The organism is Bradyrhizobium sp. (assembly GCF_047605465.1).
Taxonomy (GTDB): Bacteria; Pseudomonadota; Alphaproteobacteria; order Rhizobiales; family Xanthobacteraceae; genus Bradyrhizobium.
The window spans coordinates 46663-64440 of the sequence record NZ_JASGFS010000008.1; the positions used below are offsets into that span (position 1 = coordinate 46663).

Here is a 17778-nt window from a genome sequence, read left to right on the forward strand (position 1 = left end):
CGCTTATGCGGCCCTGACCTCGCTGAGGAAGCGGTCGAACTGTCCGGCGAGGTCGCGCGACTGCGTCGACAGTTGCTCAGCCGCGCCCAGCACGTCATGGGCCGCCGCGCCGGTATCGTCGGCGGCGCGCTGCACGCCGGTGATATTGGCGTTGACCTCCTGGGTGCCGCGGGCGGCTTCCTGGACGCTGCGGGAGATCTCCGCGGTCGCCGAGCCCTGCTCCTCGATCGCGGCAGCGATCGCCGTACCGATCTGGTCGATCTCGGCGATGACGTCGGCGACGTGGCGGATCGCCGTCACGGTCTCGTCGCTCGCGGTCTGGATCGCGGTGATCTGCTCGGAGATTTCCGTGGTGGCCTTGGCGGTCTGGCCGGCCAGTGATTTCACTTCGGAAGCGACCACGGCAAAGCCGCGGCCGGCCTCGCCGGCGCGCGCGGCCTCGATGGTCGCGTTCAGCGCCAAGAGATTGGTCTGTTCTGCGATGCTCTGGATCAGCGTGACGACGTCGCCGATCTTCTGCGCGCCCTCGGCGAGCGCGCGTGCGGTGTCGCCGGTGCGGCGCGCATTCTCGACGGCGCGGGCCGCGATCTCGGTCGATTGGGCGACCTGGCGGCCGATCTCCGCGATCGAGGAGGTCAGCTCTTCCGTGGCGCTTGCAACGGTCTGCACGTTGGTCGAGGTCTGCTCGGACGCCGCGGCAACCACGGCGGCCTGGCTGTTGGTCTGGGCCGCGGTCGAGGTCATCGACTGCGCCGTGCTCTCCATCGTGGAGGACGCCTCGGACAGGCCGCCGACGAGCTCGGACACCTTGGCTTCGAAGGCACGGGTCAGGTCGTCGAGCGCCTGCGCGCGGCGCATCTTGCCGTCGTTCTCGGCCTGCTTCTCGGCCGCGAGCCGGTCGGCCCGGATCATGTTGTCCTTGAAGACCTGGACCGCCGCCGCCATCGCGCCGATCTCGTCGGACCGCTCGGCGCCGGGAATGCTGTCGGCAACGTCGCCATCGGCGAGCCGTGACATTCGCGACGTCAGGTTGACGATCGGCGCGCAGACGCTGCGGCGGACCATCACGACGAGGCCGACGCTGGCGATCAGCACGGCGAGGAGGCCGAGCAGCGCGATGGTGAAGCTGGCGTGCGCGGCGGCGGATGCGCCCGCGAGGATCTGCTCGGCGTTGTCGTACAGCGCGTCGCGGACGCCGATGACGGTGCCGAGGCCGCGCTGGGACGCCAGATAGTAGGTCTCGACGTCGTGCTCGTACTTGCCGCTGACGGCGCCTTCCTTGGCGAGCTTGAGCTCGCGGCCGAACTCCTCGACATAGATCGCGTTCATCGTCTCCAGCGCCGCGGCGACGTTCGCCGGTGTCGCCGGGTTGCCGCGCAATTCCATCAGCGACATGACGATCTGGTCGTTGCGTCCTTGCGAGCGGGCGACTTCCGCCTTCTCGGCGTCGTTCGCGACCTTCTTTCCGCCGACGAGGTTCTTGTGCACGCTGGCATTGAGGCCGCCGATGTCGCGGAGCGTCATGGCGATGTTGGCGTAGTTGGCCTGGCGATAGGCATCGCCGTTCAGGATCGCCATGCGGCGGACCTGCTCGTTCAGCAGCGCCGTGACACCGGCGTTCAGAACGGCGTTGTCGGCGACGATCTTCCGGGCGGCGTCCTTGCGGGCATCCGCGGGGCCGATGATCGCCTTGTCGATGGCCTCGCGCAGCGCGGCGAATTTCGAATTGATGGTGTCGATGCTGCCGCCGATGGCGTTGCCGTCATCGAAGGAGCCGGGGAGCTTCTTGCGCAACGCGTTCATCCTGTCGCGCGCGCCGTCGGTCTGCTTGCGCAATTTGTCATGCTCGGAGAGCTGCGCCGGATCGACGGTCGCAGGTCCATAGAGGATGTTGGTGGCAAAGCCCCGCTCGGGATTGAGATAGCGCGGAATGTCGCTCACGGCGCGGACGATCGAGAGCCGGCCCTGCGCTTCGGTGATCCTCTCCATCGTCTGGTATTTCGTCACCGCAACATAGACGGCGAGGCCGCCGCCAACGGTCGAGAGCGAGACGATGGCGGTGGTCAGGAGCGTACCGATTTTCATGAGCCGTCCGGCAATTACGTAAAGGAGAAAGCCATTCTTCACAGACGATAGGCAGGCGAGCTTAATCCGGGGTTTACGTTGCCGGCCGGATGCCGGGATGGGGCACCGGCCGACCCGGGTTTGACTTGGAAGGCGGCTGGCATAAAGTCGAAGGAAAGGCGTCTTGTCGCCCGGTGTCCATCTACCGTAAATTTCGCCCGGCGCAGGCCCGTGAGATGGGACGTCCAAACAGGGAAGAATTGGTGGGCACGCAAAGCCAGGAAACGTGGCACACCCCGGCCTTTGCAGAGGATTTCCGCGAGGATGTCTTTGCAAGGCAGCGGACGCTGCGCACCCGGCTTCTCGATGGTGGTGCGATCCGCCTGCCTCATGCGCGCGATCTGGCCGCCCACATGCTGCTTCATCTCGATGACCTGTCGGGCTGCTGGTCGATTGCGACCAACTGGCTGCGGGCCGAACTTCGCTGTCAGCGCGTCGACACTGGTTTCGGAATGCGCGAAGCAAGCGACTATTTCCCGGGTTTTGCCGAAGCAAAAGACGCAGACTACGATGTTCCCTCGTTCGGCGGCAAAGCCGTCGACAATCGGGATGCCGCGATGCAGGCGATGTGGCTGGATCCCCGCCCGGTGATCTTTGCCGATATCAAGCAGGATAGCCGCATCACGATGAAGCTGCGGCAGAGGCTTTCGGGGGCGCGAACCAAGTCGAAATTCGCCTGGGCGCTTCGGACCGGACGCGGCAGCTACGGCCTGATCTGCGCCGACTGGACCGAGCATTTTGCCCCTTGGGAATCCGGCCTGTACGATTGTTTCGAGCAGACGGTGGTCGATGTCCTGAGCCCGATCGTTGCCGTTGCCAAGGAGATTGCCGATCGAGACCCGACGGGACGGAATGGAGAGGCGAATGCCTGGCTGGCAATCCTTACGGCCTCGGAAATCGAGGTTGCCAGACTGGTCGCGAAGGGGATGAGCTACAAGGAAATAGCCAGAGTTCGCCGCAGGTCCTTTTCCACGATCGATCATCAGCTCCGAAGCATCCGGCAGAAGACCGGCGCTTCCAGCACCTCCGCGCTGGTCAGCCTGCTTGCGCGGACGGACTTGCCGCTGGTCTGAAGAACCGCGGAAGACGCGCCTGCGAAGGTCGCATTCGCAAAAGTCAGGGAGCCCGCCTCTGCTCCTGAAGAGAAGTATCTCCAGGATATCGGATCGATGAAGCCGGGCTTCGCGGGGCCTGACCGGTATCGCGAACCTTCGCGATAGATGGCCCCACACGTCCCTTGGTAGACCCGGATTGCACGTGAATCATCGTGCCGCGCTGAACCATCCCGGACGGGAGGCTTGGCGAAGGGAAGGGAGGGGGAGATGGCCAAACAATTGCTTGCGGCGACACTGCTCGTGGTTTGCTCGCCGACGCTCGGCATGGCCGGGGGCCTGAAGAGCAAGCCGGTGCTTACCTACAACGCGGCCGAAAAGATGATTGCAGCCTGTTTCGCCGCGCAGGCCGCCGGCGGATACGCGAAGGTCAATGTCGTCGTGGTCGACGATGGGGGACGGCTGATCGCCGCCGCGCGACAGGATGGTGCGTGCAAGGCCTGCATCGACATTGCGCAGAACAAGGCGATCACGTCGTCGCTGTATGCCGCGCCGACCCGGACATTTGCCGATCTGTCCTTTGGTGTGAAGCGCGATGGCGTGAATGCCGGATTGCCCGGGGCAGCCTTTGTCCCTGGTCTCGTGGCCTTTGCCGGCGGTCTGCCCATCAAGACCGCGACGAACGATGTCATCGGTGGGATTGGCGTCAGCGGCGGCAGCGAGGATCAGGACGAAAGCTGCGCGCAAGCGGGCCTCAATGCAGTTTCAGAAAGCCTGAACTGAGTGGCGCCATGATCGAGAACCCCTTTTACGACCGCGAAACGCAGGGCGAGTTCGAGCTTTACGAACTCGGCAACCTCATTCTTGAAAGCGGCGAAACGCTGCGCGGCGCGAAGCTGGCCTACCGCACATTCGGTAAGCTGAACGCGGAGAAATCCAACGCCATCCTGGTGACAACCTGGTTCTCGGGAACAGGCAAGGTGATGGAGGACGTCTATGTCGGGCAGAACCACGCGCTTGATCCGGACCGATATTTCATCATCATCGTGGATCAGCTCGGCAGCGGCGTGTCGTCGTCGCCGCATAACACCCCGGCACCACAGGCGATGGCGAAGTTTCCGAAGCTGACGATCGGCGACGACGTCCGCGCCCAGCGCCGGATGCTGGCGGACCTGTTCGGGATCGAACGACTGGCCCTTGTGGTCGGCGGGTCGATGGGCGGGCAGCAGGTCTACGAATGGGTTGTCGCTTATCCGACGATGGTCGAACGGGCAGCGCCGATCGCTGCGACGGCCCGCATTTCGCTGCACCAGCAGGTCTTCGTCGAAACGCTCAAGGAAGCGATCACGTCCGACCCTTGCTGGAACGGTGGCTGGTACGCCTCGGGCCTCGTTGTGCGCGAGGGCATGGACCGGATGGCGCGTATCGTGGCGACGCTCGGCTGGTCTACGCAGTTCTATCAAGAGGAGCGTTGGCGCAGCATCGTCGGTATGTCGTCGCTCGAGGATTTCATCAACGGCGTGATGAAGGCCTATTTCGAGCCGATGGACCCCAATGTCCTGTTGTGCGAGATGCACAAGTGGCAACGGGCTGACGTATCGCGACACACCGCGGGTGACCTCGCCCGAGCGCTGGCGCGGGTGAAGGCAAAGACGATGGTCATGCCGATCAGCCACGATGGTTTCTTTCCGCCGCAGGAATGCGAGGCAGACTATCGACTTCTGCCGGACGCTCTGTTTCGCGTGATCGAGTCTCCTGAAGGTCACATGGGCCTGAACGGATTCGAGCCGGGATACATGCAGCAGGTCGATCGTCACCTGACTGAATTGCTGGCGATCTGACAACTTCCAAGCTCGGTTTTGAACCGCCCCCGGTGCTGTCGCTTCGGGGAACGCAGAGACATATCCGGACGACCGCGCCTGAGGACGCGTGCAAGATGCAACAGACCAAGGGCAAGGCGCTCAACGTCAGGGGCGCCACAAAGATCTACAGGACGCAATCGGGCGAAGTTCACGCACTGAAGGACGTCGATCTGACGGTGCGCCAGGGTGAATTCATCGCCGTCGTCGGCCCCTCGGGTTGCGGCAAGACCACGCTGCTTTGGTCGATCGCGGGATTGCACAAGCTCACCTCAGGCGCCATCGCGCTTGGCGAGGAATGGATTACAGGCCCACATCCCAGTATCGGCATGATGTTTCAGGAGGCGAATCTTCTGCCCTGGCGGACGATCCGCAAGAACATCGAGTTTCCGTTCGAGATTCGCGGAATACGTCCGGACGCCGCGCGGATCGATACGTTCCTGCAGCGGGTAGGGCTGGGCGGCTTCGGCGACAAGATGCCTCGGGAACTGTCGGGAGGGATGCAGCAGCGTGCGTCGATCGTGCGTGCGTTGGCGAGTGACCCCGCGGTCCTCTTGATGGACGAACCCTTCGGCGCGCTCGACGCCTTCACCCGCGACGAGATGAACAAGCTGGTGGAGGAGATCTGGCTGGAATCCCGCAAGACGGTGGTCCTGATCACCCATTCCATCGCAGAAGCGGTGTTCCTCGCCGACAAGGTCTACATCATGAGCGCGCGGCCGGGCCAGATCGCGCGGGTGGTGGACATTCCGTTTCCGCGGCCGAGGTCCCTGGACCTGATGGAATCGCGCGAGTTCTTCGACCTCGTCAACATGATCAAGCACGACATTCAACACCAGCGGCCGGCGACGCCGGCTGTCGCTATGGCGAGATGAGGGAGGTCACCATGAGTGAGACAACTCAGACCGGTGCCGGCATCGCGGGCGCGACGGGAATTACCAGCGGGCTTGGCAACCAAGGGGGCAAGGAAGTCGCCGCGATCATCGCGGTGGCCCTGCTGGTCGTCGGCGGAGGAGAACTGCTGCTGCGTCTGTTCGAGGTGCCGCGATACATCCTGCCGACCCCTTCGGCCATCGCCGGCGTATTCCTCTCGCCCGAGATCTCGACGATCTGCGAACATTATTTCTACACGCTGATCGAGCTCTTTGCTGGCTATGCGATCGGCGCGTCGATCGGGCTGGTCCTGGCTGCGGTCATCACGCAATTCCCGTTCGTGGAGAAGGTGATCACGCCCTACATCCTGTTGCTGGTCACGACGCCGATGCTGGCGCTCGTGCCGCTCCTGATCCTGAATTTCGGCTTCGGATTCACGCCGAGGATCATCGCTGTCGCGCTCGCTTCCGGTCCGATGGTGATGATCAACGCAGCCACCGGATTTCGGCGTGTCGACGCGATGAAGATTGCGCTGGCGAGATCCTGCGGGGCGTCGACCCTGCAGATCTTTGCGAAGATCCGCATCCCGATGGCCATGCCGATGGTGATCGTAGGCCTCATGATCGGTGCGATCTTCGGCATGATCACCGCGGTCGGCGCCGAGATGTCGGGTGGCGGGTTCGGGCTGGGCAGCCGCCTGACGACCTATTCTTCGACGCTTCGAATGCCGGAGTTCTTCGCTTGCATCGTGATCCTCGCCGTCACCGGGATCACGATCTACGCCTTCTTTTTCTGGCTCGGAAAAAGGCTGGTCGGCTGGGAAAGCTGACCAGGAACGGGCGAAGCGCCGCGCTCGTCCCGGGACATACGAACGCTGCGGCCCAATCAACGAGGGAGGAGACCTATGGATCACCAAATGATGACGCGTCGGCGGCTGCTGCAAGTCAGCGCCACCGGCCTTGTGACGACGACCGTTCTCGGTGGCAGCCTGTTGACCCCGGGCCCGGCCGAGGCCAAGCCCTACAAGTCGCCCTTCACCTGGATTTCGCCGCGCGGCACCATCGAGGTGATGGACGACTACCCTTACTGGGTGGCCAAAAAGATGGGCTACTTCGGTGACCTCGGGGTCGAAACCGCCATGGAGCCAGGCCCCTCAGACGGGACCGCGGTGGTGAAATTCCTGGCGGTGCAACAGGCTGATGTCGGTTTTCCCTCGCTGGGCGTCCTGTCGTTCGCGGTCAACGCGGGGATGGACCTTGTCTCGGTTTTCGGCAGCGGCTTTCTCGATCTCTTCAACGTCGCCTTCCGCAAAGGCGAGGGCGTCAAGGATCTGAAACAGCTCGAAGGCAAGACCGTGCTTCTGGGGTCGGCCGCCTGGCAGTCGATCTGTGACCCGATGTTCGCCGCGGTCGGCGTCAATCCCAAAAAGATCACCTATGTCGAAGCCGGCTGGCCGACCTGGACAACGGCGCTTGCCAGCGGACAGGGGAACGCCTGCCTTGCCTGGGAGGGCCTGAGAGCGGATCTGGGCGCAAAGGGCCTCAAGTTCGACTATTGGTTGGGCATGCGCGGCTCACCCCTGCCGTCGAATTCGCTGGTCGTGCGGCGGTCCGATCTGGAGGATGCCGATCGGCTGAAGTTCCTGAAGAAGTACTTGAAGGGCTGGGCCATGGGCAGCGAATTCGCCGACCGCAATCCGCGCGCCGCTGCAGATATCGTATTCAACGCGTTGCCGACGACCAAGGCAAACTACGGTCCGCGAGCGGGCACTGAGAGCCTCATGCAGATCCACCGCACCTTCAAGGGCAACATGGCGGGGCGCGCAGGCTGGGGCGAGCACAACATCTCGGCCTGGGACAATTTCTTCAAGATACTCAAGACCATCGGCCAATCGAGTATCGACATCGATACCCGCCGTTATGTCACCAATGAATTCATCGCCGGAGCGAACGACTTCGACAAGGCGAAGGTTCATGCCGATGCCGATGCTTATGCACTGCCCAAGGATCTCGCGGCGATCGACATGGCCGACGTCGAAGCGAAATTCTACGACAACGTCATCAACTGATAGAACTGGGGCCCAGGCATCGGTGACGCTACCTCGCCAGGCACCTATCTCCCGGTGCCCGGCGAGGCGTTATATTCGGGCCCAATGTCCAGACAAAGAGCCAATCAGAATGACGCAATTCATCAACGCCAAGGAACACATCGTTCAAGAGGCAATTGACGGTCTGGTTGCCGCTTCCGGTGGCCAGCTCGTCAGGTTGGACGGTTACCCATTCATACGCGTGGTCGCCCGGTCGGATTGGGATCGGTCCCGCGTCGCCGTGATCTCCGGCGGCGGGTCCGGGCATGAGCCAGCACATGCTGGCTTTGTCGGCCCGGGCATGCTGACGGCGGCCGTATGCGGCGACGTTTTCGCCTCTCCATCCGTCGATGCGGTGTTGGCGGGAATCTTGGCCGTGACGGGACCTGCCGGCTGTGTCCTTATCGTCAAGAACTACACCGGCGATCGTCTGAACTTCGGTCTTGCTGCCGAACGGGCCCGTGCATTGGGCAGGAAAGTGACGATGGTGATTGTCCAGGACGATATCGCCATCCCGGACATCGGCCGTCCCCGCGGCATCGCCGGAACGGTCTTCGTGCACAAGCTCGCGGGAGCCGTGTCCGAGCGCGGAGGTGACCTGGATGAGGTGACTGCGGCCGCGCGTCGCGCGGCCTCCAATGTCATGAGCATCGGGATGTCGTTGGACACCTGCACCGTGCCCGGTTCGCCCAAGGAAAACCGAATCCGGTCGGGCGAGATCGAGCTGGGGCTCGGCATTCACGGCGAAGCCGGTGCTGCGAAGTTTCCCTATCTCGGCGCACGACAGGCCATGGCTGATGCCGTCGCAAGACTTCTCCCGCGAATGAATGGGAATAGCTATGCGGCGCTTCTGAACAATCTCGGCTCCACGACGGCCCTCGAAATGTTGGTCCTTGCGGAAGAACTGCGGCAGTCCGCCATCGGCCCTGCGGTCTCGCATATCGTTGGCCCGGCCTCGATGATGACGGCGCTCGACATGCATGGCTTTTCGCTCACGCTCTATGCGCTGAACACCGAGGATGAAAAGCTGCTGGCCGCCGAGACGCCATTGCGGACCTGGCCGGGGCTTAAACCTTTCGTGGCGCCCCGCATCGTGCCCTTGCCAGATGGGCTAGCTCGCCTGCGGCCAACGCCTTCCGCCGATCCCGCAACCGAAGAATTCCTCATCCGGTGCTGCAAGGCGCTGATCGCCGCCGAGGCCGATCTGAATGCGCTCGATGCCAGAGCAGGAGACGGCGATACCGGAACGACCCTTGCCGGCGCGGCGAGCGCCTTGATCCAGAACGTAGGTCAGCTTCCGCTGTCGGACCACACGCAGCTTTATCGTGCGCTGGGGCAGGAACTCAGCCAGACCATGGGGGGCTCTTCGGGCGTCCTGCTCGCGATCTTCTTCGCTGCCGCGGGGGATGCGGTATCGAACGGGCATGGCCTCCTGGGCGCGCTCAAGGTTGGACTGGCGAGGATGCAGGAGGTGGGGGGCGCGCAACCGGGTGACAGAACCATGATAGACGCGCTGTTGCCCGCCCTGGATGCCTTGCCGCAAGGGCTGACCTACGCAGCCCGTGCAGCAAGAGAGGGAGCGAACCTGACGGCCTCCATGTCCAAGGCGCGCGCAGGACGAGCCTCCTACATCAGCGCACAACAGTTGCAGGGGCACGCCGACCCCGGGGCGGAGGCTGTTGCGAGATTGCTCGAGAGCCTGTGCTAGGTCGGTGTTGAACCAGCGGCTGTTTGCAGGCGCTCGCTGTCGCAGCTACGCCTTTCGATCGAGCGCGGCGAGGATCTGCAGCGTTGCGTCGTCGGGCTCGCCTGCGAAGTATCGGGCGAGCGCCTGGCCGAACAGCGGCTCGTCGGACACCGCGCCGAACAGAGTCATCGATGAACGGAATTTGGCATCATCCGGCGCGCCGAGGATCGCGTTGATGGTCCGTCCCTCGACGGCGAGGACGAGGCGGGTGCATTCGACCAGGCGGGAGCCGAGCAGGGGGTGGGCGAGATAGGCGCCGGCCTCCTCGCGCGAGCCGATGGCGTAGCGCCGGGACATGGCGCTGAGGCCGAGGCCGGCGACCTGCGGGAAAATGTACCACATCCAGTGGCTCTGCTTCCGGCCCCTGGTCAACTCCCCCAAAACGTCGGAATAGACCACATTTTGGGCCTGGATGAACCGGTTTAGGTCGAAAGGATCGGTCATGGATGGCTTCCCGGCCGCGATTATGCCTAACTTTTGGCTCCCAATGTGGTAGCTGGTATAGAGAGTCTCCGGGTGGGGTGGGTACCCCGGGGTCGATTTGGGGATCTAATGGTTTCCGACGCCGCACGAGCCGAGAGGCTGTTGTCGCGCCGCCGTATCGGGCGAGCCGAGGCAATATTGCTGTCTTTGGCCGCCATTGCGCTGTCGCTCGGTGCCGCCGCCTGGGTCGCCGACAACGACGATTCGACCGCTCTGGTCACCGCGGCGCTGCCGCCGCCGGCCAACAATCCTTCCTTCGACGACCGGTTCGCCTCGCTCTCCGGCAGCCAGCCCATCCGTGACAGCGGCTTCCGCCAGCTCGAGCGTTCCGCCGTGAGCGCGGTCCAGCTCAAGCTCCGCGACGCCAAGGCGATGCTCGCGCAAAAGCTTCAAGGCGACGACTGGCGTTCGACCCTGACGGAGGACGACAAGTCGGCGGTCGAGGAGACCAGGTCCTCGCAGCGCGCCGATGCCGTCCCGATGCCTCGCTCGCGGCCGGTCCAGGCGGACCTGTCCGCCCAGATCGCCTCCAGCCAGGCTTATGCGGACACCGGCCCCCGGATCGACAACCGCAATTTCTTCGAGAAATTCACCGACAAGATCAAGCTGGCCTCGTTGACGCCCGATAGCGGCCTGTTCCGCAAGGGGCCAGACCTCGCGGCGCTCGGCTACGATTCGCGGACGGCGGTGTACGACATCTCGGCCAAGGCGCTCTATCTGCCGAGCGGAGTCGCGCTGGAAGCGCATTCGGGCATGGGCGCGCTGATGGACGATCCCGAACATGTCGATCAGCGCATGGTGGGTGCGACCCCGCCGGCAACCTATGATCTGAAGCCGCGCGAGAAGCTGTTCCACGGTGTCCGGGCGCTGCGCCTGACCCCGACCGAAGGCACCAGCGCGCTCGGCCGCGTCGGCCTGCTCACCCACAGCTACATGCTCGGGCCGCGCGGCGATTCCAACGGCTGCGTCTCGATCAAGGACTATGATCGCTTCCTGAAGGCCTACGACAACGGTGAGTTCAATCGCCTGATCGTCGTGCCGAACCTCGGTGGGTCGGCGACCGCCTCGCAGCGCGCGACCTCCGACTCCTGAATTTGCGGGACGGCGGGGCTGCCGTTTCCCCTTCCTTAAGCCGTTGTCGTCCAGAAGCAGCCCATGAGTGACCCATCCAGCTCCGACACCCCGCTGCGCACGACGTTCAAGATTCGCCTGAACGGCAACACGCTGGCAATTGCGAGCGTCGGTCAGGCCTATCAGTTCCTCACCAACTACAACTCCGTCGAATGGATGGAATTCCGCTCCTTGCATGAGGACGCCGTCGCCGCCCTGGAAGGCGCGGCGGACAATGCGATGCTCGCAGTGCAGGCGACCAACGCCGTGCGCGCGCTGTTCGTCAGCGCAAAACTGCTCTGACGGTCCGGCGCCCGGAGCCGCCGGCCCTTCGCCATCGAAGTCAGACAGAACGCGTCACTTTGTGTCCGCATCACCTCAACCGTTCGGTTGATGTTGCTGAGCGGTAACGGGACGCCGCAAAATAGCGGTTCCAGCACTCATCCTCTCACCACGCAGCAATGATTTGTTACGATGGACTCGATTTGAGGCGGCGGCTGGAATTGGAATTGGAATGCATACGGGCGGTATGGGCGACGGTCGAGCGCGACAAAGTCTCGGCGGCGCGCTTCGTTGGTTCTTCGGTGCGCTTGCGATACTGGCCACGCTGACTGTTCTCGATACCCGGGACGCTCACGCCCAATGCGCAACCACCGGTACCGATCCGGTGACGCTGACCTGCGCGGTCAGTACGGCGACGACCTCGACCACGAACACGACCAGCCCCAACGGGGCGACCAGCGACAGGACGCAGCAGTTCAACGCGAATCTGATCGGCCAGATCAATTCGGGCGTGACCATCGGCGGCGAAGGACTCGACATCGTCACGACGAAGCCGGGCGGTGGGATCACCTTCATCAACAACGGCACGGTCAACGTGTTCTCGGGTTCGAGCGCCTTGCAACTGGACGGCGCCGGCGGGGCCGTGAGCTACACCGGGAGCGGCAGCATCCAGTCGGCCGCCAGTTCTGCCCTCACGGTGAACAATTCGAGTTCGACGGGCGGCAACATCACCGTCGATTCGTCCGGCAACATCACGGCCGGGGCATTCTCGCCCGCGGTCGTGACGGCGATCACCAATGCCGCCAACAGCGCCAATACCGAGGTGACGCTGTCCGGCACGATCACCGGCGGAAGCGGCGTCTCGGCGACGACGCTGGGCACTGGCAATGTCACGGTGACGACGTCCGGCGATTTCGTCACGGGCGGCAGTGCCAGCGGTATCGTCACGGCCACCACCAGCGGCACCAACACGGTCAACATCAACGGCGGTGTCCATCAGACGTCTGGCCCCGCCAACGTGAGCGCGACCGCGACCACCGGCAACGTCTTCATCAACATGACGGCGGGCACGCTCCAGAGCGGATTGGGGACCGGCGGCGACGTGCAGGCGACCACGACCAGCGGCAACATCACCGTCAACGCCAGCGGCGGCACGATCGGCACCAGCGCGGTGCGCGTGAGCAGCGGCGTGGTGGCGACGACGGCGAGCGGCGCGATCAACGTGACCACGACGACCATCTTCGCGAACGACATCGGCATCAACGCCCAGGTCACCTCCGGCGGCAGCGGCGGCATCACGATCGTCGCCAACGGCAACATCAGCGCCGCCAACAATGTGGCCATCCTCTCCAGCATCACCGGAGGGAGCGGCAACACGTCGATCACCTACAACGGCGTGCTGAATGCCGACGGCGGTGCCATCAGCGCGACGTCCAGCAGCACCGGCAGCATGACCGTCGGAGGCAGCGGCAGCATCAATGCGCAGTTGTCGGGCTCCGCGCTGGTCGTGACGAACAACGCGACCTCGACCAGCGGCAACATCACCATCAATCCGACCGGCAATATCGTGGGCAGCGCAAGCTCGGCCGCGATCGTCGCGCAAATCACCAATGCCGCCAACAACGCCAATATCGTGGTGACGCAGGTGGGAACGATCAGCGGCGGCGCCGCGATCGCGGCATCCACGGTGGGCGGCGGAAATGTCACCGTGACGTCGTCCAACGATACCATGACGACCCTCGGCGCTGCCGCGCTCGCGGCGGCTTCAACCAGCGGCACCAGCACGGTCAACGTCACCGGCGGTCTTCATCAGGCGGAAGCCGGCGCCAATGTCAGCGTGACGGCGACCACCGGCGATGCCGTCTTCAACATGAGCGGCGGCACGCTTCAGAGCGCACTCGGAAACGGCGGCGGCGTGGAAGCGACCACGACGAGCGGCAACATCCTGGTCAATGCGAGCGGCGGTACGATCGGCACCAGCAGCGTGCGCGTCGAGAACGGCCTGGCAGCGACGACGGCGAGCGGCGCCATTAATATCAACGCGACGACGATTTTCGCGGCCAACACCGGCATCAGCGCGCAGGTCACGTCGGGCGGCAGCGGCGGTATCACGATCGTCGCCAACGGCGCGATCAGCGCCACCAACGACGTCGACATCCTCACCAGCATCGTCGGGGGAACCGGCAACACGTCGATCACCTACAATGCGGCGTTGAATGCCAATAGCGGTGGCATCAGCGCAACGTCGAGCAGCACGGGGAGCATGAGCGTCGGCGGCAGCGGCAGCCTCACCGTCGTGCTCGGGACCGGCATCACGGTGTCCAACACGGCGAGTTCGACCAGCGGCGACATCACCATCAACCCCACCGGCGGCATCAGCGCCAGCACCGCCATCAGAGCCGAAATCACCGACGCGGCGAACGGCGCGAACATCGTGGTCGCCCCGACCGGCAGCATCAGCGGCAGCACCGGCATCATCGCGACCACTGCGGGCAGCGGCAATGTCACGGTGACGACCAGCAATGACGTCACGGCGTCCGGTACCGCGATCTCGGCGACGGCGACCAGCGGCATCAGCACTGTCAATATCAAGGGCGGTACGGTCGAGTCGCTGGGCGGCGGTGCCCACGCCGTCGATGTCACCGCAACCACCGGCCGGATCGTGGTCAACAATGCCGGAACCGTCGTCGGTTCGGATGTCGGCCTGAATTTGACCGGCGGCACGGGCAACGCGATCAGCAACACCGGCAGCATCAGCGCCGCGACCGGCATCGTGACCTCGGCCGGCGCGACCAGCGTGTTCAACGCCGGCTCGATCACCGGCACCGGCGGCACCGCGATCCGGTTCGCGGGGGCCGGCAATACGCTGACGATCGCGCCGACCAGCGTCATCACCGGCAATGCGGTCGGCGTCGGCACCGACACTTTCCAGCTCGGTGGTGCATCCGGGAACGGCAGCTTCGATGCGGCCCTGATCGGCGCCGCGGCGCAATATCAAGGCTTCGCCAGCTTCAACAAGGTCGATAACGCGACGTGGACTCTGACCGGCACCAACGCTGCGGTGCTGCCGTGGACGGTGCTGCAGGGAACGCTCAATGTCACGGGCACTCTGGCCAACTCGCCATTCACGGTGCAGGGCGGCGTGCTGTCCGTCGACGGCACGGTCGGCGCGACCACGGTCAATGGCGGCATCCTGTCCGGCACCGGAACGCTCGGTAGCCTGACCGTGAACGGGGGCACCGTCGCGCCCGGCCATTCGATCGGCACGCTCAACGTGGCGGGCCCGGTGAGCTTCACCGGCGGCATCTATCAGGTCGAGACCAATCTCGCCGGGCAGTCCGACAAGATCGCCGCGACCGGCGCGGCCACGCTGTCGGGCGGCACGGTTCAGGTCATCGCGCAGAGCGGCGCTTATTCGTCCGCGATCACTTACACGATCCTCACCGCTGACGACGGCAGGACGGGCACGTTCTCCGGTGTCACCACCAATATTCCTTATCTCCGGGCAACGCTGGTCTACGACGCCAACGACGTCTTCCTCAATCTCGTCCGCAACCAGACCTTCTTCCAGGACGCCGGGCTGACGCCGAACCAGCGTGCGGTGGGCGTCGCGCTCGATCGTTTCCCGGTCGGCAATCCGCTGTTCGCCGCAGCGGCGAATGTCGGTGCCGCCGCGATCCCCGCGACGCTCGACAGCCTCTCGGGTGAGATCCACGCCAGCGTGCAGTCCGTCCTGATCGACGACAGTTTGTTCGTTCGCGACGCGGTGCAGAGCCGGCTGCGGCAGGCGACCTATGCCGGTGGGAGCGGAGCCATGGCGGCGCTCGGGCTCGGCGGGCCGATCGCCTATGCCGGTCCGGCGAACGCCTATGCCTCGGCGGGCCGGCCGGCGTTTCCGGTCAAGGCCGTACCGGCGCAGCCGGCAGCCGATTTGACATGGTGGACGCAGGGCATCGGCGCCTGGGGCAGCTTCGACGGCGACGGCAACGCCGCGGGCGTCACCCGCAGTCTCGGCGGCGTCTTTACCGGCCTCGACCGCCGCTTCGGCGACGACTGGCGTGCCGGCATCGCGGCCGGCTACAGCAATTCGTCGGTGGGGCTGAGTGCCCGCGCGAGCTCGGCCAACATCGATACCGCCCATGTGGCGGCCTACGCCGGCACGAGCAGGGGACCTCTGAACTTCCGCGCGGGCACTGCGTTCGCGTGGAGCGAGGTCGGGACCAGCCGCTCGGTCCTCTTCCCCGGCTTCTTCGACAGCGTGACCGCGCACTACCATGCCAGCACCAGCCAGGTTTTCGGTGAGGTCGGTTACGGCTTCGCGGTCGGCAAACTCGCGATCGAACCCTTTGCCGGGCTCGCTTACGTTCACCTCGATACCGGCAGCTTCAGCGAGACGGGTGGGGCGGCTGCGCTTGCCGTCGCGCGCTCGACCGAAGACGTCGGCTATTCCTCTCTCGGCGTGCGGCTCGCCCAGAGCTTTGCGCTCTTCAACGGAACGGCGTTCGTCCCGCGGCTGTCCGCCTATTGGCAGCACGCCTATGGCAACACGATACCCACGGCGTCGTTGAGCTTCCTCAGCACCGGCAGCGCATTTTCCGTCGCCGGCGTACCGCTGGGGCAGGATGCCGCAGTCGTCGAGGCCGGATTTGACTGGCAGCTGAAGCCGAACGCCAGGATCGGCGTCTCCTACTTCGGCGAACTTGCCGGCCACGCCACCGACCATGCCATCAAGGGCAGGTTTAGCTTGAATTTCTGATCGAACTTGGGCAAGGCCACGGGCAGGCTGGCGCTCCCGCGCCGGCTTCGTTATCGGACGGGCAGGCGGTTCTCGAAGACCGAAGCCCGGCGTCAACAAGCCTCGCAACCACCCAAGGGAGAGAGCCCATCATGAAACGCCGTACATTCCTCAAGGGTGGCGCCGTGGCCGGCGCGACGACGCTGGTTGCGGCTCCCGCGATCGCCCAGTCGATGCCGGAGCTCAAATGGCGCCTGACCTCGAGCTTCCCGAAGTCGCTCGACACCATCTACGGGACGGCGCAGACCTTCGCGAAATACGTCGCCGAAGCCACCGACAACAAATTCCAGATCCAGACCTTCGCCGCCGGCGAGATCGTGCCCGGGCTGCAGGCGCTCGATGCCGTCAGCGTCTCCACCGTCGAGATGGCGCAGACGCCGCTGTATTTCTACATCGGCAAGGAGCCGGCGCTGGCCTACGCCACCGGCGCACCCTTCGGCATGAACCACCGCCATCAGGAGTCCTGGTGGTATTTCGGCGGCGGCGCCGATCTCACCAACGAGGCGCTGAAGCCGTTCAAGACGCACGCCATCCTCTGCGGCAATTCCGGCACTCAGATGGGCGGCTGGTTCCGCAAGGAGATCAAGTCGGTCGACGATCTCAAGGGCCTGAAATTCCGCATCGCCGGCATGGGCGGCCATGTGCTGGCGCGGCTCGGCGTGGTGCCGCAGCAGCTCGCGGGCGGCGACATCTATGCGGCGCTGGAGAAGGGCTCGCTCGACGCGGTCGAATTCGTCGGCCCCTATGACGACGAGAAGCTCGGCTTCCAGAAGGTCGCCAAGTACTACTACTTCCCCGGCTGGTGGGAGGGCGGCGCGATGCTGCACATGATCGTCAATGACGAGAAGTGGGCTTCGCTGCCGAAGCAGTACCAGGCCATCGTCAATCAGGCCGCCTCGGCGGCGGGCGCCTGGATGCTCGAAAAATACGACAGCGTGAATCCCGGCGCCCTGAAGCGGCTGATCGCCAACGGTGCGGAGCTGAAGGCGTTCCCGCAGCCGGTGCTGGAGGCTTGCTACAACGCGACCCAGGAGCACCTGAACGAGCTCGCCGCCAAGAGCGACCTGTTCAAGCGGACCAAGGAAAGCCACGACGCGTATATGAAGGAGCTGCTCTTCTACACGCAGATCGCGGAAAACTTCTACGACAACTACCTGCTCAGCAAGATGCGCAATAAGAGCTGACGGACGTCATTCCGGGTCGCGTCTCCTGGCGCGACCCCGGAATTGATTTCGCCGCGCATCCTGCCGCCTGATGGATTCCGGGTTTGCGACGTCGTCGCGCCCCGGAATGACGGAGCGGATGAAGCTCTCTTAGGGTGGGCCAGAGGCGCATTCGTGATGTGCCCACCATCTTCCCGTGTAGTG

13 protein-coding genes are annotated in these 17778 nt (G+C 64.5%); 11 read left to right on the top strand and 2 right to left on the bottom strand.

What is annotated here, in order from left to right; all coding sequences use genetic code 11:
• Window positions 1–3: 3 nt before the first annotated feature.
• Window positions 4–2085, bottom strand: a complete 2082-nt coding sequence (locus tag QM712_RS10120) for a methyl-accepting chemotaxis protein (RefSeq protein WP_415022949.1) — start codon at window positions 2083–2085, stop codon at window positions 4–6.
• Window positions 2086–2258: 173 nt separating this feature from the next.
• On the opposite strand from QM712_RS10120, the gene QM712_RS10125 reads away from it, so the two are divergent.
• The 7 genes from QM712_RS10125 (at window position 2259) to QM712_RS10155 (ending at window position 9702) form a co-directional block, all read left to right on the top strand.
• Window positions 2259–3197 carry a response regulator transcription factor gene (locus QM712_RS10125; RefSeq protein WP_415022950.1) on the top strand — a complete coding sequence of 313 codons (939 nt, stop codon included), beginning with the start codon at window positions 2259–2261 and terminating at the stop codon, window positions 3195–3197.
• Window positions 3198–3446: 249 nt separating this feature from the next.
• Window positions 3447–3959: a GlcG/HbpS family heme-binding protein gene (locus tag QM712_RS10130; RefSeq protein WP_415022951.1), complete on the top strand. Its 513-nt coding sequence runs from the start codon at window positions 3447–3449 to the stop codon at window positions 3957–3959.
• Between the two features lie 8 nt (window positions 3960–3967).
• Complete coding sequence (locus QM712_RS10135) at window positions 3968–5017, top strand: alpha/beta fold hydrolase (RefSeq protein WP_415022952.1); 1050 nt, start codon at window positions 3968–3970, stop codon at window positions 5015–5017.
• A 95-nt stretch (window positions 5018–5112) separates the two neighbouring features.
• Window positions 5113–5910 carry an ABC transporter ATP-binding protein gene (locus QM712_RS10140; RefSeq protein WP_415022953.1) on the top strand — a complete coding sequence of 266 codons (798 nt, stop codon included), beginning with the start codon at window positions 5113–5115 and terminating at the stop codon, window positions 5908–5910.
• 11 nt (window positions 5911–5921) lie between these two features.
• Window positions 5922–6737: an ABC transporter permease gene (locus tag QM712_RS10145; RefSeq protein ID WP_415022954.1), complete on the top strand. Its 816-nt coding sequence runs from the start codon at window positions 5922–5924 to the stop codon at window positions 6735–6737.
• An 87-nt stretch (window positions 6738–6824) separates the two neighbouring features.
• A complete protein-coding gene (locus QM712_RS10150; protein ID WP_415022955.1) occupies window positions 6825–7976 on the top strand; it encodes an ABC transporter substrate-binding protein in 1152 nt (383 codons plus the stop codon).
• A gap of 109 nt (window positions 7977–8085) precedes the next feature.
• On the top strand, window positions 8086–9702 hold the full coding sequence (locus tag QM712_RS10155) for a dihydroxyacetone kinase subunit DhaK (RefSeq protein ID WP_415022956.1): 1617 nt from the start codon (window positions 8086–8088) through the stop codon (window positions 9700–9702).
• Between the two features lie 45 nt (window positions 9703–9747).
• Here QM712_RS10155 and QM712_RS10160 read toward each other — a convergent pair whose 3' ends face one another.
• Complete coding sequence (locus QM712_RS10160; RefSeq protein ID WP_415022957.1) at window positions 9748–10185, bottom strand: DUF1810 domain-containing protein; 438 nt, start codon at window positions 10183–10185, stop codon at window positions 9748–9750.
• Window positions 10186–10362: 177 nt separating this feature from the next.
• Here QM712_RS10160 and QM712_RS10165 point away from each other — a divergent pair, with 177 nt between their 5' ends.
• The 4 genes from QM712_RS10165 (at window position 10363) to QM712_RS10180 (ending at window position 17595) form a co-directional block, all read left to right on the top strand.
• Window positions 10363–11316: a DUF2778 domain-containing protein gene (locus tag QM712_RS10165; protein WP_415022958.1), complete on the top strand. Its 954-nt coding sequence runs from the start codon at window positions 10363–10365 to the stop codon at window positions 11314–11316.
• Between the two features lie 63 nt (window positions 11317–11379).
• A complete protein-coding gene (locus QM712_RS10170; RefSeq protein WP_415022959.1) occupies window positions 11380–11637 on the top strand; it encodes a hypothetical protein in 258 nt (85 codons plus the stop codon).
• A gap of 211 nt (window positions 11638–11848) precedes the next feature.
• Window positions 11849–16372 carry an autotransporter domain-containing protein gene (locus QM712_RS10175; protein ID WP_415022960.1) on the top strand — a complete coding sequence of 1508 codons (4524 nt, stop codon included), beginning with the start codon at window positions 11849–11851 and terminating at the stop codon, window positions 16370–16372.
• Between the two features lie 131 nt (window positions 16373–16503).
• Complete coding sequence (locus QM712_RS10180; protein WP_415022961.1) at window positions 16504–17595, top strand: TRAP transporter substrate-binding protein; 1092 nt, start codon at window positions 16504–16506, stop codon at window positions 17593–17595.
• The last annotated feature ends 183 nt before the right edge of the window (window positions 17596–17778 follow it).